General features: G+C 54.7%; 25 protein-coding genes and 1 tRNA gene. 9 read left to right on the forward strand and 17 right to left on the reverse strand.

From position 1 onward, the window contains the following. Positions 1 to 21 precede the first annotated feature (21 nt). Positions 22 to 609 (reverse strand): cupin domain-containing protein, encoded by a 588-nt coding sequence (locus tag Poly59_RS23145; RefSeq protein ID WP_146536470.1) that lies wholly within the window; start codon positions 607 to 609, stop codon positions 22 to 24. 177 nt (positions 610 to 786) lie between these two features. Between Poly59_RS23145 and Poly59_RS23150 the strand changes: the two genes are divergently transcribed. The 5 genes from Poly59_RS23150 to Poly59_RS23170 all read left to right on the forward strand — a co-directional run bounded on the left by Poly59_RS23150 (position 787) and on the right by Poly59_RS23170 (position 8566). Further along, positions 787 to 2127, forward strand: a complete 1341-nt coding sequence (locus Poly59_RS23150) for an aspartate aminotransferase family protein (protein ID WP_146536471.1) — start codon at positions 787 to 789, stop codon at positions 2125 to 2127. A gap of 71 nt (positions 2128 to 2198) precedes the next feature. Continuing rightward, entirely contained in the window at positions 2199 to 3086 is an 888-nt protein-coding gene (locus tag Poly59_RS23155) for a carbon-nitrogen hydrolase family protein (RefSeq protein WP_222436156.1), read from the forward strand. A gap of 109 nt (positions 3087 to 3195) precedes the next feature. Beyond that, positions 3196 to 6045 (forward strand): aminotransferase class I/II-fold pyridoxal phosphate-dependent enzyme, encoded by a 2850-nt coding sequence (locus Poly59_RS23160; protein WP_146536472.1) that lies wholly within the window; start codon positions 3196 to 3198, stop codon positions 6043 to 6045. Positions 6046 to 6115: 70 nt separating this feature from the next. Beyond that, positions 6116 to 7597, forward strand: a complete 1482-nt coding sequence (locus Poly59_RS23165) for a biotin carboxylase (RefSeq protein WP_146536473.1) — start codon at positions 6116 to 6118, stop codon at positions 7595 to 7597. Then, complete coding sequence (locus Poly59_RS23170) at positions 7598 to 8566, forward strand: C45 family autoproteolytic acyltransferase/hydolase (RefSeq protein ID WP_146536474.1); 969 nt, start codon at positions 7598 to 7600, stop codon at positions 8564 to 8566. It abuts the gene before it with no gap. On the opposite strand, the gene Poly59_RS23175 is transcribed toward Poly59_RS23170, so the two are convergent. The 5 genes from Poly59_RS23175 to ykgO form a co-directional block, all read right to left on the reverse strand. Continuing rightward, positions 8563 to 9807: a NupC/NupG family nucleoside CNT transporter gene (locus tag Poly59_RS23175; protein WP_146536475.1), complete on the reverse strand. Its 1245-nt coding sequence runs from the start codon at positions 9805 to 9807 to the stop codon at positions 8563 to 8565. The genes Poly59_RS23170 and Poly59_RS23175 overlap by 4 nt on opposite strands. A 20-nt stretch (positions 9808 to 9827) precedes the next feature. Next, positions 9828 to 10463 carry a uracil phosphoribosyltransferase gene (gene upp / locus Poly59_RS23180; protein WP_146536476.1) on the reverse strand — a complete coding sequence of 212 codons (636 nt, stop codon included), beginning with the start codon at positions 10461 to 10463 and terminating at the stop codon, positions 9828 to 9830. A 50-nt stretch (positions 10464 to 10513) separates the two neighbouring features. Further along, a tRNA-Ser gene (locus tag Poly59_RS23185) sits at positions 10514 to 10602 on the reverse strand. A gap of 126 nt (positions 10603 to 10728) precedes the next feature. Continuing rightward, positions 10729 to 11124, reverse strand: a complete 396-nt coding sequence (locus Poly59_RS23190; RefSeq protein ID WP_146536477.1) for a DUF4430 domain-containing protein — start codon at positions 11122 to 11124, stop codon at positions 10729 to 10731. Positions 11125 to 11258: 134 nt separating this feature from the next. Beyond that, the gene (gene ykgO, locus Poly59_RS23195) at positions 11259 to 11411 is read right to left on the reverse strand and encodes a type B 50S ribosomal protein L36 (RefSeq protein WP_040763550.1); all 153 of its coding nucleotides are present in this window, start codon (positions 11409 to 11411) and stop codon (positions 11259 to 11261) included. Between the two features lie 170 nt (positions 11412 to 11581). Here ykgO and larC point away from each other — a divergent pair, with 170 nt between their 5' ends. Then, positions 11582 to 12772, forward strand: a complete 1191-nt coding sequence (larC, locus tag Poly59_RS23200; protein ID WP_146536478.1) for a nickel pincer cofactor biosynthesis protein LarC — start codon at positions 11582 to 11584, stop codon at positions 12770 to 12772. A 98-nt stretch (positions 12773 to 12870) separates the two neighbouring features. After that, on the forward strand, positions 12871 to 13533 hold the full coding sequence (locus tag Poly59_RS23205) for a hypothetical protein (protein ID WP_146536479.1): 663 nt from the start codon (positions 12871 to 12873) through the stop codon (positions 13531 to 13533). Positions 13534 to 13607: 74 nt separating this feature from the next. Here Poly59_RS23205 and Poly59_RS23210 read toward each other — a convergent pair whose 3' ends face one another. The 6 genes from Poly59_RS23210 to Poly59_RS23235 form a co-directional block, all read right to left on the reverse strand. Then, entirely contained in the window at positions 13608 to 14708 is a 1101-nt protein-coding gene (locus Poly59_RS23210) for a calcium/sodium antiporter (protein ID WP_246151878.1), read from the reverse strand. Positions 14709 to 14948: 240 nt separating this feature from the next. Continuing rightward, on the reverse strand, positions 14949 to 16616 hold the full coding sequence (gene lnt, locus Poly59_RS23215; protein ID WP_146536480.1) for an apolipoprotein N-acyltransferase: 1668 nt from the start codon (positions 16614 to 16616) through the stop codon (positions 14949 to 14951). Between the two features lie 160 nt (positions 16617 to 16776). Continuing rightward, positions 16777 to 17163, reverse strand: a complete 387-nt coding sequence (locus Poly59_RS23220) for a hypothetical protein (RefSeq protein WP_146536481.1) — start codon at positions 17161 to 17163, stop codon at positions 16777 to 16779. Positions 17164 to 17307: 144 nt separating this feature from the next. Next, the gene (locus tag Poly59_RS23225; protein ID WP_146536482.1) at positions 17308 to 18153 is read right to left on the reverse strand and encodes a DUF1559 domain-containing protein; all 846 of its coding nucleotides are present in this window, start codon (positions 18151 to 18153) and stop codon (positions 17308 to 17310) included. Between the two features lie 487 nt (positions 18154 to 18640). Next, positions 18641 to 19606 (reverse strand): ABC transporter permease subunit, encoded by a 966-nt coding sequence (locus Poly59_RS23230; RefSeq protein WP_146536483.1) that lies wholly within the window; start codon positions 19604 to 19606, stop codon positions 18641 to 18643. Continuing rightward, positions 19603 to 20508: an ABC transporter ATP-binding protein gene (locus Poly59_RS23235; RefSeq protein WP_146536886.1), complete on the reverse strand. Its 906-nt coding sequence runs from the start codon at positions 20506 to 20508 to the stop codon at positions 19603 to 19605. The genes Poly59_RS23230 and Poly59_RS23235 overlap by 4 nt, the downstream gene beginning before the upstream one ends. 181 nt (positions 20509 to 20689) lie before the next feature. Here Poly59_RS23235 and argJ point away from each other — a divergent pair, with 181 nt between their 5' ends. Continuing rightward, the gene (gene argJ, locus Poly59_RS23240) at positions 20690 to 21883 is read left to right on the forward strand and encodes a bifunctional glutamate N-acetyltransferase/amino-acid acetyltransferase ArgJ (RefSeq protein WP_146536484.1); all 1194 of its coding nucleotides are present in this window, start codon (positions 20690 to 20692) and stop codon (positions 21881 to 21883) included. Positions 21884 to 21933: 50 nt separating this feature from the next. Here the strand turns inward: argJ and Poly59_RS23245 are convergent, their stop codons facing one another. From Poly59_RS23245 to Poly59_RS23255, 3 genes are all read right to left on the reverse strand, one after another. Next, on the reverse strand, positions 21934 to 22917 hold the full coding sequence (locus Poly59_RS23245) for a GNAT family N-acetyltransferase (protein WP_146536485.1): 984 nt from the start codon (positions 22915 to 22917) through the stop codon (positions 21934 to 21936). A 370-nt stretch (positions 22918 to 23287) separates the two neighbouring features. Continuing rightward, a complete protein-coding gene (locus tag Poly59_RS23250; protein WP_146536486.1) occupies positions 23288 to 23773 on the reverse strand; it encodes a hypothetical protein in 486 nt (161 codons plus the stop codon). After that, entirely contained in the window at positions 23773 to 24045 is a 273-nt protein-coding gene (locus tag Poly59_RS23255; protein WP_246151879.1) for a rod-binding protein, read from the reverse strand. Before Poly59_RS23255 ends, Poly59_RS23250 begins: the two co-directional genes overlap by 1 nt. Here Poly59_RS23255 and Poly59_RS30455 point away from each other — a divergent pair. Further along, entirely contained in the window at positions 24044 to 24178 is a 135-nt protein-coding gene (locus Poly59_RS30455; RefSeq protein WP_261343551.1) for a hypothetical protein, read from the forward strand. The genes Poly59_RS23255 and Poly59_RS30455 overlap by 2 nt on opposite strands. Here the strand turns inward: Poly59_RS30455 and Poly59_RS23260 are convergent. After that, positions 24172 to 25227 (reverse strand): flagellar basal body P-ring protein FlgI, encoded by a 1056-nt coding sequence (locus Poly59_RS23260; RefSeq protein ID WP_315852620.1) that lies wholly within the window; start codon positions 25225 to 25227, stop codon positions 24172 to 24174. The genes Poly59_RS30455 and Poly59_RS23260 overlap by 7 nt on opposite strands. A gap of 106 nt (positions 25228 to 25333) precedes the next feature. Further along, positions 25334 to 26146 (reverse strand): flagellar basal body L-ring protein FlgH, encoded by an 813-nt coding sequence (locus Poly59_RS23265; protein ID WP_146536488.1) that lies wholly within the window; start codon positions 26144 to 26146, stop codon positions 25334 to 25336. Between the last annotated feature and the right edge of the window lie 4 nt (positions 26147 to 26150).

A 26150-nucleotide genomic window follows, 5' to 3' on the forward strand; every position in this document is an offset into this window, starting at 1 on the left:
ATTCGATCGCTGGCTAGTGATCTAAAAAGTCGGCGGCGTGCATGAACTGACGATCTCGCAATCGATTTTTCCGATGTTGCGAAAACGATGTGGCAACTGGCTTGAAAAGTAATAACCATCGCCCGGCCCCAGCACTTCGCATTGATTGCCAACGGTCAACTCGATTTCGCCGCGAACAATCACCCCCGCCTCTTCGCCATCGTGACGAAGCATGGTGGGACCGGTGTCACCGCCCGGCACATAAGTTTCGTGCAGCACCTGCATCTTGCGTCCGGTAACCGTTCCGCCGATCTGACGCAGCACGACCGTGCCGTCGGAAATGCGATTCATTTCATGGGCGCGAAAAAAGATCTCTCGATCTGGCTCGAACTCCTCGGCAAAAAAATCGGCGAGCGATAACCCGAACACAGTCAAAATCTTCTTCAACGATGCGATTGACGGACTAACACGATCTTGCTCGATCATCGATATAGCGCCGTTGGTCACACTCGCCTGCTTCGCCAACTCTCGCTGCGACATGCCGTGTGCCGTTCGCAGCCGACGAATCCTGGCCCCCACTTCATTGGACTCACCAACGTGAACTGAAGCACTTGCCTTTTCGCTCAACATATTTAACAAAATCCGACCAGAGTTCGATAAAAATAAACCCATTGCCAGGAATATAGCACTGGGTGTTTAATATATCAATCGCAGGCGGGGGGGGTTCTGTCGCGGTGTCGCGTGACCACTGATGGCCCGTGACGTTAGCCAAACATGCTCGTTCCGCGACCCGAAAGGCCGGCTTCCATGGCGACTGATGCGGACTTGATTGCTCGACGAGCCGCCGTGACCCCTCGCGGTATTTCGATGGCCACGTCGCTGATTGCCGATTCAAGTTCCGGCGCCGTGTTGCGTGACCCGAGTGGTCGCGAGGTGATCGATTTCGGCGGCGGCATCGGAGTGATGAACGTTGGACACTGTCAGCCGAAAGTGGTGAAAGCGATTACCGATCAAGCAAATCGCTTGCTTCACAGCTGCTTTCAAGTTGCCACTTACGAACCCTATGTCGCGCTCTGCGAAAAGCTGGCTGAGATTCTGCCTCACGTCGATGTCACAAAGCTAGCCGGCGATGCCTGCACGGGTCACACCAAGACGATGCTGGTCAACACGGGCGCCGAAGCCGTCGAGAACGCCATCAAGATCGCTCGCCAAGCGACCAACCGTTCCGCGGTGATCTGTTTCACCGACGGTTTTCACGGACGGTCGATGATGGCAATGTCGCTAACGTCAAAGTTTGGCTACAAGATCGGCTGCGGACCCTACGCCCCCGAAGTCTATCGGCTGCCGTTTCCAAATCACTATCGTTACGGCGATGGACTCGGCGAGGCTCAGTTTGTCGAACGCGAATTGAATCGTTTTCGCGAATCACTAATCAATACGGTCGCTGCCGAACAAGTGGCGGCTGTGATCTTGGAACCCATTCAAGGCGAAGGCGGCTTTGTGCCCGCGCCGCTGGCCTATCTGCAAGGACTTCGTGAACTATGCGACGAGAACGGCATTCTGCTGATACTTGATGAAGTCCAATCGGGATTTTGCCGAACCGGGCGATGGGCTGCTTACGAACACTACGACATCTTGCCAGACATTTCGACATGGGCCAAATCAATGGGCGGTGGTCTGCCTATCGGTGCCGTCATGGGCCGTAGCGAGATCATGGACGCGGCTCGATTAGGCACGATTGGCGGAACTTACGGCGGCAACCCTGTCTCGTGCGCCGCGTCGCTGGCCACGATCAAGTTGATGGAAGAACTAAACCTCAATGCGCGTGCTACCGAGATTGGCAATACCATGTTCGCACGACTCCGCGAACTGCAAGGCCGTTTTCCGGATTACATCGGCGATGTCCGTGGACGCGGCGCGATGGTCGGCGTCGAACTCGTCAACAACGGTAATCCCAAATCGCCAGCAACCGAACTGACGTCACGCGTCTTAAAAGCTTCGATGTTGCGTGACGTCCTGATTCTTCGTGCCGGAATCCACGGCAACGTGATTCGCTTCCTGATGCCGCTGGTAATTTCCGATCAACAACTCAATGACGGACTGGACATCGTGACCGAGGAAATCGCTAAAGCAATCCAGAATCCCTGACGGATACTATCTCTCGACAAGACGTAACCGCAACGAAAACCGAACAAACCATTTCACCGGAGCATCTTACCTTGATTCCATTTGCCATTGGCGGCCTACAACTCAACACATCAGGGCTGCGAGACAACCTACCGTACATGAACGCAAAGCTCGACTATTTCATGTATCTCTTTCCATGGGTTCAAATGGTCGTGTTTAGCGAACTGGCGGCCTACGGTCCCAACCCAGCCAAAGCGGAACCCTTGCCCGGCCCGGCCGAACGCAATTTCCAAGAAATGGCGGCCAAGCACAAAATTTGGGTCGTCACCGGCTCACTCGTCGAAATCCTCAATGGCCAACACTACAACACCCTGTCCGTGATTGATCCCACCGGAAAAGTCATCGGACGTTACCGCAAGATGTTTCCATTTTTACCTTACGAGGAAGGCACGACATGCGGCGGATCGTTCTTTGTGTTCGACGTGCCAGATGTCGGCCGTTTTGGCGTTTCGATTTGTTATGACATGTGGTTCCCCGAAACCACACGAGTGCTCGCCAGCATGGGCGCGGAAGTCATCCTGCACCCGACGCTCACCAACACGATTGATCGCGACGTCGAACTGTGCATTGCACGAGCCAACGCGGCGACGAATCAGTGCTTCATGATCGACATCAATGGCGTCGGTGATGGGGGCAACGGCAAATCGATCATGTGCGGCCCCAACGGCGAAGTACTGCATCAATTCGGATCCAATGAAGAAATGGTTCCGATGGAAATCGACTTGGAACGAGTCCGACGGTCTCGTGAAGTCGGCATGCGGGGACTCGGCCAACCGCTGAAGAGCTTCCGCGACTCGGAAGTCATCTTTCCAGTCTACGCACCGGGCGGAAAGAACACCGAGTACCTGCAGTCCCTCGGCCCGCTAGCGAAGATGTCACGGGGATCACGAGCTGGTCTCGACGAAGCCACTCAGGCGTAGCCATCGCGGAAGCCATTCGAGGCTCTGAACATCCATCCGTATTTTCTACGATATCGAAACTCTCGACGAGTTCCGCCAATCGCGAACTGAATAACAAGAGATCGTCGAGATGAAAGAGCAAGACTACGACTACTTTGACTTCCAATCACTCGATCCGGCCGAGGTCGCGTTCTATAACCTGACGCGATTGCGTACGGACAATTGGCACTTTTTACGTGACAACGCACGGCGATTGCATCGGCTGCACAAATCGGGAACGGTGCAAGAGCAGGCCGATGTAATGTGGTTGACGGATGCGTGCACCGAAGTGTTCAGCTTTTTGCAGCCGTTGGAAGAGTTCTTTGTTTTCCCTGGAATTCCCGCGCTCGAACAAGTCAAAGCTGCTTTTGAACAGCGTCGGTACGACGACTTTGCCAGGCAAATCGTCCGCATGGTCCGGATGATGACAAACGGGCTGTTTCGGAAGCTCGACTTGACCACGTCACGCCTATCCGACTACGGCGATTTGCTGAACGTGGCGAAGCTGAGCGATGAACTACATACTCGGATTCGACAAGAAAAACGACCTTACTTTCAGGTTCTGATTGTTGACGACCTGACTGAAACCGAATCAAAAGAAGTCCGACGGCAACTGCGTGATTTGCGCCGCCCCGATGACCTATTCTTCTATGAAGTCGTCGTGGCCAGAAGCTACGAGGACGCTTTGCTGGCGGCTCTGATCAATCCCGACATTCAAACCTGCGTGGTCCGCTACAGCTTCCCGTTTCGATCAAAGAAGAAGTTTCGTTTGCTGGACGAACTTCATTCGCTGCTGAAGCATAATGTCAAAAAACTGGACTCGGCGATGCCGACCGAACGCAGTTTGGCATTAGGAAAGTCACTGAAATCACTGCGTCCAGAACTGGACTTGTACCTTGTCACCGATGCGCCGGTCGAGAGCATCGTTGGCGAACCGAGCCGCGCGTTTCGCCGTGCGTTTTACAACCAAGGCAACTACCAGGAAATGCACCTGAGTATCCTGAAGGCTGTGAACGAGCGATACGAGACACCGTTTTTCAATGCGCTGAAAAAATACAGCCAGAAACCAACGGCGATGTTCCACGCGCTGCCGATTTCCCATTCAGCAACGATCGTCAGGTCGCACTGGATCAAAGACATGGGCGAATTTTACGGTTCCAAAATGTTCGAGGCCGAAACGTCCGCGACCACGGGTGGACTCGATTCGCTGCTTCAACCCGGCGGATCACTTCGCGACAGCCAAGAAAACGCCTCGCGAGCGTTCGGATCTCGGCGCACTTACTTTGTCACCAATGGAACCTCGACGGCTAACAAGATCGTCATGCAAGCGATCAATCGCCCGGGCGATATCGTGCTGTTGGCGCATGACTGCCACAAATCGCATCCCTACGCGTGCATCTTGTCGGGTGCCTTTCCTGTGTATCTGGATGCCTATCCGCTTAGCGAGTACTCGATGTACGGGGCGGTGCCTCTGCGCGAGATCAAGTCTCGTCTGCTAGAACTTCGTGCCGCTGGCAAACTCGACCAAGTGCGAATGTTGCTGCTAACCAACATCACGTTTGATGGAATCGTTTACGACCCGATTCGGGTGATGGAAGAGGTGCTGGCAATCAAGCCGGACATGATCTTTTTGTGGGATGAAGCCTGGTGTGCCTACGCAAGGTTCTCGCCGATCCTGCGACGACGAACCGCGATGTGGTCGGCACAGGAACTGCGACAGCGATTCGATTCATCGGCCTACCTCAAAAAATTCGCAAAATGGAAAACTCAATTCGAAGCGTCGAATACTTCGGACGATGAAACGTGGTTGGAAACGCGACTGATGCCCGATCCCGAACTCGCTCGGGTGCGTGTCTATGCGACCCATTCAACACACAAAACCCTGACGGCCCTTCGCCAGGGTTCGATGATCCACGTTCACGACCAGGACTTCGAACACTACACGCGCAACGCGTTCAACGAAGCCTACATGACCCACACGTCGACGTCGCCGAACTATCAGATTCTGGCGTCACTCGATGTCGGCCGGCGACAAGTCGAGTTGGAAGGCCACGATATGGTTGGTCGCAGCATTGAGTTGGCGATGATGCTGCGCGAACGGATCACGAGGGACCCGCTGATCAGCAAATTCTTTACGGTACTTGCCGCCAAAGAAATGATCCTTCCCGAATTCCGACCATCGGGATTGGAGGAATATTTCAGCAACAGCGCAGGCTGGTGCCGCTTGGACAAAGCTTGGCTGGGCGATGAATTCGTACTCGACCCGACCCGAGTAACGTTGCATGTCGGCAGCACCGGAATGGATGGCGACACGTTCAAGAAGTTGCTGATGGACCGGTTTGACATCCAGATCAACAAGACTTCGCGAAATACTGTCCTGTTCATGATCCACATTGGCATGACGCGCGGCACGATCGCACATTTGGTCAATGTCTTGTCGGAAATCGCGATGGACCTCAATGACAAACTGGATAGCTGGAGCAATGTGGAGCTAGCAGCCCACGAACAGAACGTTCGGTCACTCAACGAAGAACTGCCGCCACTGCCAAACTTCAGCCGTTTTCATCCTTCGTTCTTGCCCTCTCCCGAAAACACGACTCCCGAAGGCGATATGCGACGTGCCTTCTACCTCGCCTACGACGACACGGCTTGCGAACACATCAAAATCGAAGATGGATCGCTGCTGGAAGCCGTTCAGGCGGGCGATCGAGACATCGTTTCAGCGGCCTTCATCACGCCGTATCCACCCGGGTTTCCGGTGCTGGTCCCTGGCCAAGTCGTCACGCGAGAGATCGTCCAGTACTTGATGGCATTGGATGTTCAAGAGATCCACGGTTACGAACCGATGTACGGCACGCGAGTGTTCAAAACATCTGCGGTGGTTCGGGAAAGTGAAAAGCAAGATGCACTCTTGATTTCGAACCGTAGTGGATCTTGTTGATCAGGTTCCAAAAAAATCGATCTTTGACAAGTTCCAATACAACCATGACCTCCGCTTAGGAATGCCCACGATGACAACGAATACCAAACGCGTACTGAAAGGCATCCCAGATATCCGTCTGCACTTTCATCGTAACGAAACGCCAATTTACTTCATCAGCGCCACGAATTTCAATTTGATGGGCATCGATGAATGGGTCCGCAACTTTCGATACATCACCTATATCGATTGCTTTGATGGACAGCACCCGCACGTCATTTCACCATCCGAGATCCCTCACCGACCGTTCACGTCGATCGAAGATGTCAACAACTACTTGCTTGAACACAAAGAAGTGGTCGACCTGATTCGCCGACGGTCCAAAAACGGAAAGGGTGGCAAAGCTGTTTTCTTATTCTTTGATGAACAGACCGAAGCGTTGTGTGAGCAACTGGGGTTGGAAGTGTGTTTCCCGTCGGCCCAACTGCGTACGGAAATCGACAACAAGATCATGACGACACGGATCGGCGATCGCGCGGGAATCGCCAGCGTTCCCAACGTGCTGGCCAAAGTCGAAAGTTACTCGCAAATGCGAGAACTGACCGGTCACCTGGGCAACGACTTAGTGATTCAAACGGCATTCGGCGACAGTGGCCACACCACATTCTTCATCTCCAGCGAGGAGGACTGGAACAAGCACGCCGACGAAATCGTTGCAGACCCCGAAGTCAAAATCATGAAACGGATTCGTTGTCGCGGTGCGGCACAAGAAGCCTGTGTGACGCGGCACGGTACGATCGTTGGGCCAATGATGACTGAATTGGTGGGCTTCAAAGAATTGACGCCTTATCGTGGCGGTTGGTGCGGGAACGAAGTTTTGGCGGAATCATTTTCCCAGGACGTTCGCGCCAAGGCTTGTGATATGACGTTTCGCTTTGGCGAAGAGCTTCGCAAAATGGGATATCGCGGTTACTTCGAACTCGACTTTCTACGCGACCTCGATTCGGACGAACTTTACCTTGGCGAAGTCAATCCGCGAGTCACCGGCGCTAGCGCGATGACAAACTTAGCGGCGTTTGCACATGCGGACGCACCACTGTTCCTGTTCCACTTGCTTGAATGGGCGGACGTTGATTTTGAACTCGACGTCGCCGAACTCAATGCACGCTGGTCCGATCCCGACAACATCGATAGCTGGGGTCAACTGGTCATCAAACACACTGCGGACACCGTCGAACTGATCACCGAGACGCCGCAGACGGGCATTTGGAAATTGCATGAAAATGGCAACGTCGAATACCTTCGCATGCAAACTCACCGGCGCACAGTCGAATCGGAACAGGAAGCTTTCTTCTTGCGAATCGCCAAGCCGGGTGATTACAAGTACGAAGGTGCGGATCTTGGCATCCTGATCACGCCAGGCCGATTGATGACCGAAGATTTCGAACTTAACGATCGAGCGAAAGCCTGGACCAAAGGTATCATCGGCGAGTTCAAATCACGAGCCATCCAACCAGCAGAGGCCGAAGTGGCCACGGAAATTGCTGAAGTCGCTAACTTCAAGATGATGTAAGTGTCTGTCATCTTTCAAGCCGTTTCGGAGTCGACGCCGGGACCAAAATGGCAATCCTTCTTCGAACGTCTTTGGCCGTCCTATCACCTGTGGTTTCTCAAACAAGGTGATCAGGCGCGCCCCACGTATTTGGCCTGCGAAACGGCGATGAAGAAGCATTTGCCCGAGTTGCTGCCGCTGTACTTTCAGTTAGTGGAACTCGGCGGCGGTTCGGACGCGGCTGCTCGGTTCCTAAGTTTGTACTGCCCGACGCCCTACATGTCCGGATGTTCGCAAGCGGTTTGGACTCGCGACGAATCGTTTTTGATCCGCAACTACGATTACAGTTCCAAGCTCTGGGAAGCGACGTTGCTGCGGACATGTTGGAACGGCAAGCAAGTGATGGCGATGAGCGATTGTGCCTGGGGTGTGCTCGACGGCATGAACGAAGACGGCTTGGCTGTTTCGTTGGCGTTCGGCGGACGCAGAACATTAGGAGTCGGATTCGGTATCCCACTGGTTCTGCGATACATTCTGGAATTCTGCGACACGACGGCTCAAGCCACCGACGTTCTGCGACGAGTACCAAGCCACATGGCGTACAACGTCACGGTCCTGGATCGCAAAGGTGCGCACGCAACCGTGTTTGTTTCACCCGATCGCGATATCGTGGTTTCACGCCGCAAGCTAGCGACCAACCATCAAGGCACCGTCGATTGGCCCGAGCATGAACGGGCAACCGCCAGCCTGGATCGCGCCCACGTGCTTTCGGTTCGACTGCAGGATCCCAATGAAACGCATGAGCGATTTGTATCACGATTCCTAGAACCGCCCTTATACCAATTCAATCATCAAGCCGGCTGGGGCACGCTTTACACGACAACCTACAATCCGGCCCGCGGCGTCTTCACCTGCCGATGGCCCGGATACTGCCTCGAACGGACATTCGAAAATTTCGCCGAACAAGCCGTCTCGCTTCGCTTTACTTAAAGCAGCAGTCCGGCGATCGCACCCGTCATGCAGCACGCGAGCAGTCCGCCGAACATGGCTCGCAGGCCCAGCCTTGCTAGGTCGTCTTTCCGCGATGGTTCCAGCCCGCCGATGCCGCCGACTTGGATTCCGATCGCTCCGAAGTTGCTGAAACCGGCCAGCGCGTACGTCAACACCGTCTCGGTTCGCAAGCTAATTTGCCCGCCTTCGCCGGCACTGAGTTTCCCCAACGCGTCATAGGCGATAAATTCGTTGGCGACTGTTTTCAGTCCGATCAAACGACCGGCTTCCATGCACTCGGCCGCCGGGATACCAAGCAACCAAGCCAGCGGCCAACAAACGTAACCCAAAATCACTCCCAACGTGATTCGCGGAACGTTGTCAGCGTCGACCAGCCCGACGAACGAACAACCATAACCCAAGATCACATCGACCAACGCCAACAGCGCCAAGAACGCGATCAACATCGCGCCGACGTTCAGCGCCAACTTCAAACCGTCGCTAGCACCTTCGACCGCTGCGCCGATCAAGTTGACGTGACTTCCAACGCTGGCAAGCTTCATTTCAGCAGAAACCTTTTCAGGCTCGGTTTCCGGCACCATCACTTTTGCGATCAACAGCGCTGCCGGCGCGCTGATAATCGACGCGGTCAATAAGTGCGAGATGTCGATGCCCATGCCTGCGTACACGCCAAGCAAACCGCCCGTGACGGTTGCAAAGCCGCCGGTCATCATCGCGCACAATTCGCTTCGCGTCATCGTGGCCAAGTAAGGTCGCACGACAAGCGGCGCCTCGGTGTGCCCAACAAAAACATTGGCTGCCGCGGAAAGCGTTTCGGCACCGCTGGTGCCAAGCGAGAAACGCATCACCCATGCCATCGCCCACACCAATCGTTGCATGATTCCGATGTGATATAGAATGCTCATCAGCGACGAAAAGAAAATGACGGTTGGCAAAACGCCGAACGCAAACGTCGTCAAAAGCGTTTCGTCACCACGGGCCGAGAACAAGAACCCGCTGCCCGCGGCAACCGTCTCCATCACCTTCTCAAATGCTTCGCCAATTTTGACAAAGAACCATCGTCCGGTTTCCGTTTTCAAAACCAAGAACGCCAGTGTCAACTGCAACGCCAATCCGCCGACAACGACGCGGATGGGAAATCGCTTGCGATCGGTGCTGATGATCCAGGCCAAAAGGACGAACACAAACAATCCGAGGATGCAGGTCAGTCGAGCTTGCATAGGACCATCTTCGAACGAGGTTAGCCGTGTTGGGGCGTGTCAAAGATTCGATCACCAGCATCACCAAGCCCCGGCACGATGAATGATTGTTCGTTCAGGTCCGGATCGATCTCAGCGACAAAAACCTTAACGTCCGGAAAGTGACTTGCGACTCGGTCGACTCCGGCCTGGGCGGCGATGATGCTAAGCACCCGAATGTCCGGCACGCCCCAGCTCATCAATCGCTCAATCACCATTTCAACGCTACCGCCGGTCGCCAACATCGGATCCAAAACCAACGCGACATTCGGCGCGCCGGACTTAGGCAACTTGTCGTAATAGCCCACTGGTTCGGCGGTCTCTTCGTTACGAAACAAACCGAGATGCCAAACGGCTGCGTCGGGAAGCAGTCCTTGCAGCGGCTCGACCATCCCAAGGCCCGCTCGCAGAATCGGGACCAGCTCGACTCGCACATCGATCCGCTGGCAATCAGCTTCGCAAATCGGCGTTTGAATCTTTACCGGCGTCAGCGGAAGATCTTCGGTCGCTCGCATTCCGACCAAGACAGCCAGGCGACCTATCGCCGCCCGGAACTCACTCGAACGAGTTTGCTTATCGCGAACGGTACAGAGATGATGCTGGATTAGCGGATGTTTGACTTTTGTGACGCAGCTCACAGGTGTTGATCACCTTTGCAAAAGGTCGGCGACACGCAATCGAAAAAGAGCGGACGGTGAGGGATTCGAACCCCCGGTAGAGTTTCCCCCACGCCGGTTTTCAAGACCGGTGCCATAAACCAGACTCGGCCAACCGTCCCGATCTGCGTCAAATTCTAACAATGTGAAACGCCGATTGCCAAGGCGGCTAAATACAGTTCCCGCAAATCACTTTGGCAAGCTTGATCCAATCGAAATCGTCACGCCCTACGCGCCAACAAACGACTCATTCGCTGTCCCAGCCGGTAAACTTCCACGTCACCGTCGTGGGCGGCGACAACGTCGTAACACCGACGCCCTCGTGAATGAATTCGTCATCGATCTTGTAGGTCCATCCTTCGCTTGCTGATGTCGACAGGCCATCAATGCTGCTGACAAACGCTGTCGTTCCGCTGCCCGAGATTTCGGCAGGAAAGTCTTTTGCGGACCGCATCACCTGTTCCAACGTCGAACCGTCGGATACGTCATCGACGGTATAAGTCTTGGTTCCATCAGCCGAGACAATCTCGATCGTGACGGTTCCCTTGGCTGCATCCACCGCAATCGGGGCGGGCTGTTGCTGGCAGCCAGTCACCGCCATCGCAGAGATCAGGGCAAGAAATGCCAAAGTTACGAGTCGCATCGAATACCTCCGTGACAGTTGCAATCAGACCGGACTGCAAAACCAATAAAAAAACGACCGGCTTTCGAAAAAACCGGTCGCTTCATGAATCAGACCTGGGCCAAATGTCGACTAGCGACGAAACCAAATGTCGTCTAACGACGAGCCTTCTTGACCTTCGCCCCACCTTGGCGGACTTTGAACTTTGGATTGCTTTTGCAGATCACATAGATCCGCCCACGGCGCTTAACCACCTGGCAATCAGGATGGCGGTACTTCAGGGCACCAATGCTGCTGACAACTTTCATCGGATCGCTCTTCGGGAACTTATGGTTTACGTTTTGTATTGAATGATTGGGTTTGGCCGCGGATGGCGGAGCGGGAGTATACCAATACCACAAAAACCTTCAACGCCAAAGCTGTCATTCGTCAAACATCTCACGATCCCACCTTCCGAAATTGCTCGAAAGCGAGAAAAATGCCTCGAATCGCCTACTTTGATTGTCTCTCGGGTATCAGCGGCGACATGACTCTGGGGGCTTTGGTGGACCTGGGGGCCGACGTTACGGCGATCGAAGCCGCTGTCCGGTCGATGGGACTGCCGGAGCTGTCGATTACGGCCGAAATCGTTAAGAAATGCGGTTTTCGGGCGATTCATGTCAAAGTTGGCCACCCGGACGAACACGCCCACCGGCACCTGCACCACATCCACGAGATGATTGACCGAGCCACCGAGGTGGACGAGACCGCGAAAGATCTGGCGAAAAAGATTTTTCAAGAAGTCGCCGTCGCCGAAGCGAAAGTCCACAACTCGACGCTCGAAAAAGTTCACTTTCACGAGGTCGGCGCGGTCGATTCGATCGCTGATATCGTCGGAACGGCAGTCGCCTTTGGGATTTTGGGCATCGAGCGGGTAGCCGCGTCGCCGGTCCCGACCGGCACCGGCCACATCACGATCGCTCACGGCCGAGTGTCGGTACCGGCACCAGCGACGGCGGACATCCTGCGAGGAGTCCCGATCGCGCCATCGGACATCGAAGCCGAACTAACAACGCCGACGGGTGCCGCAATCCTGAAAGCCACTTCCGAATCATTTGGCGCTATGCCGGGCATGACGATCCAGTCGATCGGCTATGGCGCGGGAACTCGCGACTTGCCGGGCCAGGCGAATGTCTTGAGAGTGCTGCTAGGTGAATTGACGGAAAACCACGGCGGCATCGCAGGCGTGGAAGCCGACCGAGCGGTCGTGCTTGAAACCAACATCGACGACTCGACCGCCGAACAGCTTGCCGATTGTGCCGAACGTTTGCTTGCAGCGGGCGCGCTCGACGTGTTTCAAACGCCTTGCACGATGAAAAAAGGGCGAGCCGGAATCGTGTTTTCCGTGATCGCACCACCGTCACGCGTAGGCTTGATCGAGCAAATCATCTTCCAGCACACCTCATCGATCGGCATCCGGCGGCACAGCGTTGACCGGCACAAATTGATCCGGCGAAGTGAAACAATCGAAACAAAATATGGTCCCGTTCGAGGTAAGGTGATGACGCTGCCGAGCGGCCAAACGCGTTTGACGATCGAAGACGACGACGCACGCGCTCTCGCATCCGCCAATCAAACCACGACGACTGAAATACGCCGCGAAGCGACTCAGGTTTGGATGCAAAGCTAGCTCAGACCGGCTGAACGCCCATCAGAAGAAAAGTTCGAAAAACTCTTTTCTTTATTCAAGTCAGGCGAAGTGACTTACCGATAAGAGACTATTGCAAGATGCATTTTTGTTTTGGTTTCATGGACGAAGCTGGTTTCTATTCCATCCAGCTCCGAGTCCTTCGCTTGCGTAATCTCACACTTGGCGTATTGATCGTCACCGGCGGCGCCTTAGCCGCAATCCCGTTTCGTCGGCACAAGTCAATTTCCGACGACGCTCTTCTTCCTGGTACGGCCACCGGTCCGTCGATTTCGGCGTTGGATTTTCCGCCGCCTGATTCGCTTGCCAGCACGCTCGATAGCGATCTGCCACTTCCGGGCTCCCTACCGATTTGGCATCGAGGCGGCCAACCCAAACTGCCGCCACGGCAAGTCGACGTGCCGCTTTCGTTTGACGACTTGATGGTTCCAATCGACCAGCCCGTCCCAATGCGACAACGGTTCGCAGCTACGTCGGAAAACCATCGTGAAAAACGAGATCAAGAGCGAATCACGTCGCTGGAAATGCCACCGCTAAACGCGATTGCGCCCGCGATGCAAGAAGAGCTGCAACGGAGACTTGATTTTGCGACTCCCGAAAAGTTTCAAGACATTACTCCCAAGCCGGCAACCCGAACGACACACGGCTCGCTGGCCAGTGCGCCATGGTTAGCTTCGCCACCGGACCGATTACCCCAGCCGACCACGCCAGCCGATGATCGTCACTGGATTCGCCAACCATAACGACACCTGCGCGGCATTGGTACAGCATCCGTATCAACGTCTCCAACAACTTTCCCAGCGCTCGGATAGGCCGACTAATTTTTCTTTCGGCCGATCAGCAATGTTGCGGCAAAGGTTAACAACGTCAGCGGCAACACGCCGCACGTGGTCAAGGTTCCCAGCGGTCCAATCAACGGCGAACCTTTCGCCGCCAAGACTGTGACGACGGTGTAGGCGATGTAAAAAATCACGAACAATGCGCCTTCCCAGCGTCGAACCAGATTGCCCGTGGCAAAGACAGGGAAACAAATCACCGCGACTGCAACCATGCAGGGAATGTCAAAATCGATTGCCGAAGGTGCAACGGGAATCGGTTTAGGCGACACAACGGCGGTCAGGCCCAGCACGCAGAGGATATTGAACAAGTTGCTGCCGACGACATTTCCAACGGCGATATCACGTTGTCCCCGATAGCTTGCCACGACCGACGTGACCATCTCGGGCAGCGAAGTGCCGATCGCCACGACTGTCAAACCGATCACTAACTGGCTAACGCCCAGCGCAACCGCAACCTTCGTCGCACCGTTGACTAATAGGTTCGATCCGACGCCCAACAGCGCAAGCCCGCCGATCAAATACGCCAACTGCAGAACAACATCTTTCTTCGACGTCAACGAATGCGTGTAATCTTCGTACTCTTCTTGAACCAGCTTGCTCTCTTTTCGGCTGGCGACGACGCTAAACGCGATGTACGCCAACAGTGCCAAAAACAAGACGCCACCTTCCCACCGCACGATCATTCCATCGCTCGCCATCCACCATGCAGCGAGGGACGCCGCGATCATCAATGGAACATCTTTGCGAATCAATTGGCTCGACACGACCAACGGCGCCACCAACGACGCGACGCCCAGAATCAACAACACGTTGATGATATTGCTGCCCACGACGTTGCCGACCGCAACATCGCCGTTGCCCGAAAACGATGCCTGCAGGCTGACCCCCAACTCGGGGGCACTGGTGCCAAATGCAACGACCGTCAGCCCGATGACCAGGGGCGAGATCTTGAAAGCAGACGCCAGCGACGCAGCACCGCGAACCAACAATTCACCGCCGACAACCAACAGAATCAGGCCAGCGACGATGCTTAGAGCAACCAACATATTCTCAGTAAACGAAAGTGAACGGAAACGCATCCGAAGAGTCGGAAACCGAACAACCTACCAGAACCAACCCATTTGCTCGATAGAACACGCCGACGATTGTGCCCATGCCGAGCCAGAGTGTCGTTTGCCAACAGGATGAGCAAATTTGATGGGCGACGATGCCGACACCAAGGGTCGACGAACGAGAAAGGCCGAACCCTTGACGGCTTTGCAATTAATCAGATCAGCAGCCGCGGACTGTCGCATCACGTCATGACGCTAATGTAATTTCTAATGTCCGACCGACCACGGCGAATCGGGCGGTGCCAATCCGCGAAACAAAAGAAACGGCACTAGTGCCAACGTGATCCATGTCGCGGATTCTGCGACCCAGTTCCCGTTCCTTGTGTAGAAAGTCGTATCGTCGAAAAGCGGAACACTTTTGCAAAGAACGCCGTCCTCGCCGATCGGCAGTTCGTCGGTGATCGTTCCATCAGGCTGGATCAAACAGGTCACGCCAGTGGCCGCACATCGAATCATCGCACGACGATTCTCAATCGATCGTAATTGAGCCAGCTTCAAATGCTGTCGCAGAGTATCTGGATCCTTGAAGGCGGATCCGTTGGCTAACGCCACCAACACCTCCGCGCCTTCTCGCACACTTGACGCAGCATTGTCGGCAACCATGTCCTCGTAGCACACCAACATTCCGACTCGCTGACCATGCGACAGTTCGAGCGGCATGTTGCTGGTGCCACAGACGATTTTGTCGCTCACTGCAGCCCAATCGCGAAGCACCGGAAACCACGTTTCACCGGGTACGTATTCGCCAATCGGCATCAGCGATCGCTTCACGTACCGTCCGATGATTGATTGCTGCCTATCAATTAAGAACGCCGTGTTTTTGTAAACGCCCTGGTCGCGTTGCCCAACTTCATACGTTTTGCCTCCGGCAAGCAAGTCACAGTGAAGATCGGGGTATGGTAAAAGTGCAGGATTCGGCATTTCCGAGTTTGCGACTGTGAAATCCTCATCACCGAAATGATCAAGTGAGACGCTGTAGTTTCCTAGTGTTGATTCCGGCCAAAGCACAAGGTCTGCGGCCCCTGACACATGATCGGAAAGCTGCTGCATCTTGCCGAGCGATTCCACATAAGTCGGATCAACCTGAATCGCGGCAATGCGAAGCGTGCTGGCCGCGCCAATTCGTTCTTGCCAGCTTGCAAACGCGTAAACTCCCCAGCCACAACAAATCAGGATCATCGTGAACGCCAACGCAGCCTCGCCCATCGCCTGGGCCGAGCTGCGAAATCGCCAGTAACGCGCCAGCGCGACAGACCCCATCAGTGCGATAGCAGTGACGCCAGCGGTACCAGCGATTTCTGCAATCTGCAGGATCGGAGGAAAACCGAGGTAAGCATGCGCTGTGGCCCAACTAAAAATTCGTGGCCAATGCGTTTCAATCGTTACCCAAATAGGAACCAACAACCACAACCACCGTGGCCCCTTCGACCGAAGCATACAAGAAGCCAACCCAAGCAAACCAAACGCAATCGCCTCCCAAACGATCAGTCCGATGAAAACCAAGATCGACATTGTGTAACTGAGATGCGTGGTGCCAAAAATCGAATTCGACGCCCAGTGAAACGCAATCGCCAAGGCAATCAAACCGCAAGCGAACGATTCACTAGCAGCTCGCAAAGGCGACTGCTCTGCCGCACGCATGATCAAGCAGGTGTATCCAATCATCCCTAGCAAAAAGCATGACTGGAACAGCCACGGCAAACCGATCAGTATTCCGGTTCCGGCGATGGCCACCGCACTCGCAGCGGTCGCCCGCCAATGCTTCGCTAGATGGGTTGGATTTGCGAATTGACTTTCGTCTCGATTTTCGTCTCGAAGCGAATGATCGCAACTCTGCATTTCGCTCGGACGATCCGACAAAAACTGCATGATCATTCACAATCTGTGCAAGCGGACTTGAAAGAAGTAGCGAGTGCAAGGACTCGATACCCAGCACCGGCGCAATGACAGTCATCGACCGAAAAAGGCCAGCGCCGCAGAATCAATCAACGACGCCAGCCCGATGAAATTGGGTCATTCCATCGCGATGATGAAGCTACGGCAGGTTAACCGTTCTTGTCTCACCAGCCGCCAACTTCACGGTTTTGACGTTGCTCGTGAACGCAGCTTGTTCCGGAGGATTGGATCCCGCGTTTACATGCGCGAATGCATAAGTTTGCAAACCAGCCTTCAGGTTGCCGATCGTCACAGAGCCACCCGGCGGAATCATCTTTCCGCCACGAGAGGTGAAGTTTGACTGTGTTGTCGCTTGCAAGAACTCGGTCGTTCCCACAATCACATAGACATCGCGTCCGGCTTCGCTAGTCGATGTAGTCGTGTTGACAAACTTAAACGCTGCTTTGGCTTTGGTATTCCCGCCGCCTGCCTCGGCAATCGAAGGCACAACAACTGCAATTAACATCGCCAGAATGAACTTGTTCATTTTCTTCTCTCTCGTACGACTTGTTAGTGAAACGGTAAGGCAGCTCTCGAAATCAACAAAATGATCAAATACTGTGTGTGTTGGCTGGCGACTCCTTTTTGATGAATAGGGGGAAACTTCAGGCGGGAATGTTTGAGGCCAAATTCAGTCAGTGAAGTCTTCTGGGATGATTTCACGACCATCTCGAGAGCACAAAGCTCCTAGGACATCAAGCGATATCGACTCAGTCAAAAACCGAATCGCACCATCAGAGGCGACTACAAAAGCTCCGCCGGGATGGCGGCTAAATACTTCACCCGAATTTGCAACGTTGATGCCTCCGTTGTCCTGGGTGATGACGTTTGCTCCGTCAGCCCACAAACCATGCTCGGCTGCATCACGGTCAACGACCTCAGCCAACAGAAGAGTGTGGCTTGTACCGTCAAAAATCTCGGGCAGACTTATGGGATTGAGTCGACGTGGCGTCGAGGCGATCAACACGCCGTTGTTCGGACCGTGGGCAAGGACTGATCCAAAGTCGGCGAGCAAACTTCCGGCGACACCCGCGTAATCCGTGTCGCCGGGCAAATCAACGATCGACGATGGGCACCGAAGCAACGGAATCGATTTCTTGGCCAACTCAGCATTGCGTAGGGCGTGATTCCAAGGAACCGAGAAGTCCCACTGGTCGGCGATCGCATTCTGTTCAATCTGACTAAGAATTGCTGACGCCCAAGAGTGATCGCGATAGTTCAAGCGGTCATTACCTAGAGGCAACGTTTTGTGAGTCACGTGAAAATTGTGCAGCGCCAAAGCTTGTTGACGTAAATTGCCAGAGCAGTGAACTTTGCGTGCCGACTCGCGAGCAGCTTGGACACCATTGAGTGTCAAACCCATCAGGATGCCAATGATCGAGATGACAACCAGCAACTCGACCAAAGTAAACGCCGCGTTACGATCACTTTGCTGGTGAAGCAAGCGGAAAACTCGAAATCTGCTAGCGGACAGCATTTCTCAATCCCTTCCGTGATGGCTCTCTTCAAGAAACTTGAACAAAGCCAATGAAACAGGACCCTCAGGTGGTACAGCCAACTACCACCCCCTCCGATCGACAGGATCCTACCACCGAACGAGGTATTTGCAAGTTGTACACTTTGCAGAGACTCGGATTTTTCAAGATTTTTTCCAACGCCGCTTCAATGCAGGAACCGGCCAAGAACCGGCGAATTTGCTAGCTTCGCGAGCGTCGTCTCGCAAAGAAATGCATGGAATTGGTTGCTCCACTGACCAGGTGCATCGCTCAAGCGTCGCAACGGAACACTCCTAAGTAGCGATCAAGAACACGCGTAAGTGACGCAGCTCATCGGGGCGACTGCGGGCGTCTGTCCCCCAAAATTGCCAATCACACAGCGTTGGCAAGCGTTCGAACGTCATGGACTAGGCATAGACGCGTCGGGATGAATCGCGTTTGATGTTCTCCCCGCGCGACTGTCTCGCTCTACAGCGGTGCCGGTAAGTCTCGTCGGCCGAAGTGGTGGATTGCGAATGCATAGAACAGCATCCCTAGGCCGATCAAGATCAGGGGATAGACCAGAGGCGGCAATGCGCCGTCCGGTACCGTTTCCGTCAAACTCCATGGCCCCGACGAGCCATGCTTTGAAACGAGCGACGTCATTTTCTGAGGCTTGTAGCAACTGAAAAAGCTAAGCGACAGCAACCAACTGAGTGACTCGGCCGCTTTGCCCAGCCCAAACATCACCAACTGGATCACGTAGATGCCGACCACCGCGCCGACAGTGCGCCAACGGTATCGATCCAGCGCGCTGAACATCGTCGACAGACCGAGTAGAAAGAAGCCAAACGCGAACAAGTGAAACGTTGACGCCGCATAAGCTTCCACGTCAACGCGATCACTCAGCGGCATTGTTTGTGTGACCGGTTTGTCAACAGTCAACGGAATGTCCAGATTGAAGATCGGAATCCGAAACGATGGCGGCGACACAGACTCGGTCACGGTTGTCGCCATCACGCCCACAGCGATGCCAGCCCAAACCAGCAAACACAACATCGCCAATCCAACGACTGATACGGTCGCATGGGAGAGCAACAAGGTGCGTCGCCGGATCGGCTGGGCCAACAACATCTCCAGCGTGCCGCGACCAAGTTCGCCGCTAATGACATCGCTGCCTCGGGAAATACACCAGATCACGGTACACAAAATCACGATCGGCTCATCGTACGTCATCCCGACTCGGCCGGGATACGTGAACAATGCGTCAAACTCGATCGGTGCGTATTTTTCGAAGTCTCGGAACTGTTCCAATATCGTCGTGAACTGGCCCATGTCCAGCAAACACACGACCCAAACACGCACCCACGCGAACGCAAACAACGCCAACCCACACGCGGCGAACAACAGCAGCGATTGTCCGATGTACTTGCGAACCAAAATGCGATTGATCAAACCACCACCTCGCCACCCATGTGAACCGAATCGTAAACCGCGCGCAGCCCAAGCGGTTCGATCCGCATTCCCACAAGCTGCAGCGAATCGAGCCACCCAATCATGGGCGATAAGTCTCCATCGGTGTCGATGCACAACAGTTCTTGGTTGGCACGCGTGATGGTTGATACGCGAACTCGATCGGCCAACGAATCGGGAACACTAATCGACGCCGGCGCAGACACCGACGTCGTTTTTGCCGTGACCCGGTGCCGCTGAAACAGCTCGCTCATCATCAATTCGCGAACCAGTTCACCTTTGCGAAGAAACGCGACTCGGTCGCATGTCTCTTCGATCTCGCTTAGCACATGCGACGAAAACATCACTGTGCGACCACGCGACCGCGCCTCGACTACCAAATCTAAAACTGCCGCGCGAACGGTCGGGTCCAAGTTGGCAGTGGGTTCATCCAAAATCAACAGCGGTGTGTCCAACCCCAACACGACCGCCAACGCTAGTTTCTGGCGCATCCCGGTCGACATGAACGCAACGCGAGTCTTGACGTTCAATTCCAAACGATCGGCCACCCGCAGACTGCGATCAACGTCACCGCACGGATGCATTTCCGAGAAAAACGTCAGCACGCCGGCGCCTCGCATGTGCCGCGGCAATCGAGCATCGCCTGGCAAATAGGCGACTCGGGATCGCAGCCCCACGCCGTCCACCATCGGATCAAATCCGTCGACGGAACAGCTTCCCGATGTGGGACGCAAAAAACCCAACAGCGACCGTATCAAGGTAGTTTTCCCCGCTCCGTTGGGCCCCAGCAATCCAAAAATTTCGCCTCTCGCAACCGACAAGCTGCAGTTCGAAAGGGCGGTGAAGTCCCCATATCGCTTGGTCAAACGATCCGTCACAACCATAGGATCGGCCAAGTCAGCGATTGCCCCAGCCACCGTCCCTGTTTGAGACCTCTCGATAGACGATAGACTTTGCGGATAATTCAAAACCAAACCTTTTCGTGACAGTGAACCTGCATTGTCTCGCCTAGCGACTTTCTTGCCACTCCCCATCAAACTCGCAACCAACCCCTCGCAGTGAACCATGGACAATTCAGAAAACAACCTGCCCACCGGTTTTCGTTTCGCAGGCGTGACCTGCGGCCTGAAGGCCAGCGGTAAGAGCGACCTCGCACTTATCGTCACTGATCACCCCGTCACCGCCGCAGGCGTCTACACAAAAAACCAAATTGTTGCCGCGCCCGTCATGCTTAGCCGTAGCCGGACCCCGTCCAGCACGATTCGAGCCGTCGTCACCAACAGCGGAAACGCCAACGCCTGCACCGGCGACCAAGGCATGACCGACGCGCAAACGATGTGTCGCGAAGTTGCTGAGCGAGTCGGCTGTCATCCCGAAGACGTGCTGGTGATGAGTACCGGTGTGATCGGTCGTCCGCTGCCGATGGACAAGTTGATTGTAGGGATCGAACAAGCGGCCAAAGAAATCGCAGGCGACACGCCCGCTTTCGTCCGAGCCGCCGAAGCGATCCGAACCACTGACGCCGCGCGAAAGACAGTGACTCGCGAGATCGAGATCGGCGGCAAAAAAATCAAATTCGCTGCGATGGCGAAAGGTGCCGGCATGATCGCGCCGAACATGGCAACGATGTTGGCGGTAATGATGACTGACGCGACGCTATCAGCCGATTCCATCAAAGCAGTACTCACCGAATCGGCCGATCGCAGTTTTAACCGCGTCAGCGTCGATGGGCACACCAGCACGAACGACACGTTCCTGTTACTCGCTAGCGGCCAAGGCGAACCGCTTGCCGGCGACGAACTGGCCCAGTTCCAATCGCACATCAATGAAGTCTCGATCGCGCTGGCCAAACAATTGGTCGAAGACGGCGAAGGAGCCGTCCACACGATGGCGATCCGAATTCGCGGTGCAGCCGATGTTGCGGCGGCAGAAACGATCGCCAAGACGGTCGCGGCCAGTCCGTTGGTCAAGACCGCCATCACGGGCGGCGATCCAAACTGGGGACGCATTGTTTCAGCGGCCGGTTATGCGGACGCAAAAATTGATCCGACCAAAACCAGCTTAAAAATCTGCGAAACCGAAATCTATCGCGGCGGAACGCCCGTTCCGTTTGACGCTAAAACACTCAGCCAAAAAATGCTGGCTCAAAAAGAAGTGCCGATCGAACTAGTCGTCGGCGAAGGGCCTGGCGAAGCCGAGTATTGGTCAAGCGATCTTACCTGTGATTACGTGCGTTTCAATTCCGAATACACAACGTAGTCCGCCGACAACAAACGTCGAGCGATGTTGACATCGGCGACCGCGATCGCCTAGCCGATCTTCGAAATCCCTGCGTCTGGGTTTACTTTTCGCAGCATGTGTTTTAGCGCCGCCTTCATCGGCATCTGCTTGACGGCCGCGGTGGCGGCAATTCGCAGTGCGCGGACGTTGCGGTAGATGACCGATCCCGAAACACAGCCATGACGGACGGTCGTGATCGTGTCCGTCTGTTTTCGCTTGTATGGTTGCTCGCCGTACCCCATGTCAATGCATCGGATGCCGTGCTGATCGGCCGAACGCACAATTTCTTTGAATAGCGCCGTACCGGGCGAGTAGCGAGAGTATTGGATGTCGTAGGTTGGAAACCAGTAATGCAGCAGATCGTTTTCGATCATGCCCACGTGAGCCGCTACGACGGTATCGCCAGCACGCAACACGGACAACAATCCTCGCATGCCCGAACTCTGGGACGCATGCAGATGACGCAGCATTTCACGCGTCCAATCCGGCGTGAACAAATCCAAGATGTTAGTCCGCCGGTACTGTTCGCGTTTCCACTGAATGGCCTGATCCAATAGCAATGGATCACGACAATCGACTTCGACACTCAGCGGCCCGATCTCGCGCGACATCTTGCGCGACTTCTGTTCTTGGCGGCGGATCGTGCGGTGATCCTTTTCCAACTGGTCAAGAAACGCTTTCGAATCATTTCCGATCAACGCACAGAAAGATTCCGTTGTGCCCTGAAAGGAACTCGACGGCAAGTGACTCTGCTCGCCAACGAGTGCATGAAAGTCATAAGCCTTGACACCACACTGCTTCAACAACCACGGCCAGTCCACCATCGTGCCCGGGCGCATCACCAAATTGTGAGCGTCGTTGAAGTAGCGGCCGGCCGGCCACGCAACTTTCCCGATTCGATGAAAGGGCAAGAACGCTACCACTTCGTCACGAGCGCTGATCACGGCAACCCAAACATCACCGCGTGAGGCGTGGACCGCGTCGAAAAACTCTAGAGAAAAAAAAGGGGTCACAAACTCGAACTGGCTCGCCCGCAATTCGTTCCATCGAGCGCGGTCGGACGTGGAGAGACCTGACCACGGAATCACTTCGACATGATCGGCGCACGGCGAAACCGGGTCGACGGACCGCTGTCCGACATCGGCATCAGGTATGGTCGCGGCTATGCTCACAACTGGATCAAACCGGCAAAAATGAGGGTGACAAGCAATACGCAATCGGCGTAACGCCGTGCGGATACGCTCTCTATCTTACTCCACCGCCACGAAACCAAAAGCCGCGATCATGTACCGGAGCCTGTTCCTAGCCCGCCAGAATGTCGCACGGGTCCCGTTACCGCCGCAAAAGCAGAGAAAACCTCTCAAATCGGCCGTGAATACCGTTCTACGCCGCCTCGTCGAACAAACCGCCGCCCGATTTAGATTTCGGCTCGTTCCGTTTAGCCGACTGATAGGTCTGCGGAGTCCCCGTCCGAGTCAACGTGCGGACCAAATCCGTCGTCAAATCGGCCAGATGGTATTGGCAAACAAACAGCGAAACTGCGCGCGTATGAGTCATTTCGATGACCACAGCCAATTCGCGGCATCGCTTGGCCAAACGAGCATCGTCGATTTGCCGCGACCCAAGCAATTTGGTGCTCAGCGTCAATCCCTCGGAAGGCGCATCCGGGTCGCGAAGCAAGTCATCACGCTGCGAAATCTTGCCTTCCAACTCTTCCAGCGCGGCCGCCAATTGCCGAGTCGACTCGTTGACCTCAGTAACCTCAACGCCGATCGTTCCCATCCGAGTCTGGTCCAAGATCACGTCAATCGTGTTGGCCGTCTGCTCGAGCTCGTTCAAATAGGTTTCAACGCGATTGGACCAATTCATCAAGATCTCCGTTGCAGGTTAAATAGCTCGAACATCGGGTCCGCCAGCGAACTGGCCGACGACTTGGTCAAATCTTCAACGATGTGTTGGTCGAGTTGTTGTTGAAAAACTTCTTCGGTTCGGCCACCGTGCATGTAAGCCGGTTTGCCGACTGTCTTTCGCATCGACGAAAGCATGCTACCGAATAACGTTTGGCCGACAAAATCTGTGAATGCTTCTTTCATTTCCGATGCTTCGCCTGACATCGAAAGTTCAGGCGACTTCGACATCATGTCCGACATCGACGACATCGACGACATCGATGAAAGCGACGGCATCGAAGACGATCGTCCTGCTGAATGCAAATCCATGGTGCTTGTTTCCGTGTTGAATGGTGACACGCTTGTTGAGACGAGCGACTATTGAAAAACCACTTCGCCATACAGATCGCCTTTTCGTTTCAGCGTCTTGATGATGGCAATTAAATCGGACGTTGGCACATCGAGGGCGTTCAACGCATCGGCAAGACTTTTTAGTTTTGCGTTAACAGGCAGATCGTTCGTGTCACCAACTTGGGCAAACCCGCCACTGCCACCGGCTTCGATCCGCAGGCTGCGGTGAGTCACCAAGACCGGCGCGATTTCGACATCCTTCCCAATCACCACCACTCCATCACGTTCATTGATGACGACACGCGACGAGTGTCCGGAAATTTGAATGGTCGTACCCAACAGCAAAGCAATAAATTTGATCGGATTTTCGCTATAAAGTTCGGGGATTGAAACTTCGATGTGCAGCTGGTCGATCGCCCGAGCTCGAGTCCGCGTCGACATTCCCGACGTCGTCGTTGGATCACCAAGTGTCAGTGAAGAAAAACTGTTGATCTCGTCCTCGATCCGTTGGGCAGTATCGAAACTAGCGAAGTCTTTCTCTAACACCAACGTGATTTTGCCGTCTTTCTGATAGTTCGCCGCAATCGCAGCCTCCATCTTCGCCCCACCCTGAATCCTGGCTGACGTTGCCGGACCGTCCAATGACACGTTCAGTCGCCCTTGAGCCATCGCATAAACCGTTGGGTTGTCCGCTCGTGGCCCCAACATCGGCGTCAACATCAACGTGCCGCCTTCCAGACTTTTTGCATTGATCGCATTGACCGTCACATCGACCAAGTCACCAGGCTGGGCTCCGACGGTGCTTAAGGTCGCAGTGACAAACACCATCGCTACATTCTTGGCATCAGCAACATCTTCTAAATCCAAGTTGCCCGTTCGATCGGTCGCCATCGGACCACCCATCAATTGCATCATCCGAGCGAGCGCGCGAGCCGTCGGCGCAGCATCCGAGTCACCGGTCCCACGCAGTCCCACGACCAATCCCAACCCTTGCAACGTGTTGGTTTCCTGGCCTTTCACGCGGCAGATATCGCCCAATTTCAGCCCCGCTGCGTCGCAACGGCCCACCACGCACACAATCATTGCCAATGCGGCAGGCGTGACGACTAGGCGTTTTAGAAATGACATTTTGCTTACGGGATAGTTGGTACGGAAAAAGACTTTCTGAATCAATCAGCTACTTGTTGACTTAGAACGGCTTGAAGCGATCAATCCACCGAGCCAACCAGCCTCGCTTGTAACCGTCTCGCAAGTGTCCTTGATCTTCCTTCAAGATTTCAAGGTCGATCAGATCCTTACTCAGGACGACATTGTCGGGTGCAATGTCTTGCGCACGACAAATTCCCGTCAGCGACGTTTCCCACAGGTTATCGTTGATGCGAATCGATTTCCGTGCTTCTAAAACCAAAGATCCGTTGGCCCGGATGTCGACGACCGTCGCGGCGATATTGAACGTCATCGATTCTCGTGACTGAATCGACGATTGCGCGCGATAGTTAGTGTTCGATTCGGCAGCAATCGCAGGATCGCCGCTCGGTTGGGGATCAGTTCGCAGTTGTCCGTTGGTTAGCTTGATCCAATCCGTCAAGATCGCTTCATAGAGCGTTTGTTTCCGTTGGTTCGCCGAACCATCCGCTAGCACTCGAGTGATTTCGTCAACGCGAATGGTGACCACATCATTTTTTTGGAAGGTGCGCATCGGAGAAGCTGGTTGATAAGTCCAACTTGCACGATCAATCAACACGGCGGGCCGATCGAGAGCCATCTGGCCGTCACCTGATGCGGTGGGCGCAGGCATCAGATTAGGTGGTACCGTTTGACGCGTGATCGACTGCTCTGCAACCGATTGGCCAGGTGTTGCACGAGGTGCCATCGCGGGCATCGGCGCGTACATCAACGAACTGTTCTGGGCGTTCACATTCGCCATCAGGGCAAACAATGCAATCGTCGCAGCGCAGGCCCAGGCCACCAGGATTCGCTTGCGTGAGTTTTGGTTCTTCATCGCT

The organism is Rubripirellula reticaptiva (assembly GCF_007860175.1).
Taxonomy (GTDB): domain Bacteria; phylum Planctomycetota; class Planctomycetia; order Pirellulales; family Pirellulaceae; genus Rubripirellula; species Rubripirellula reticaptiva.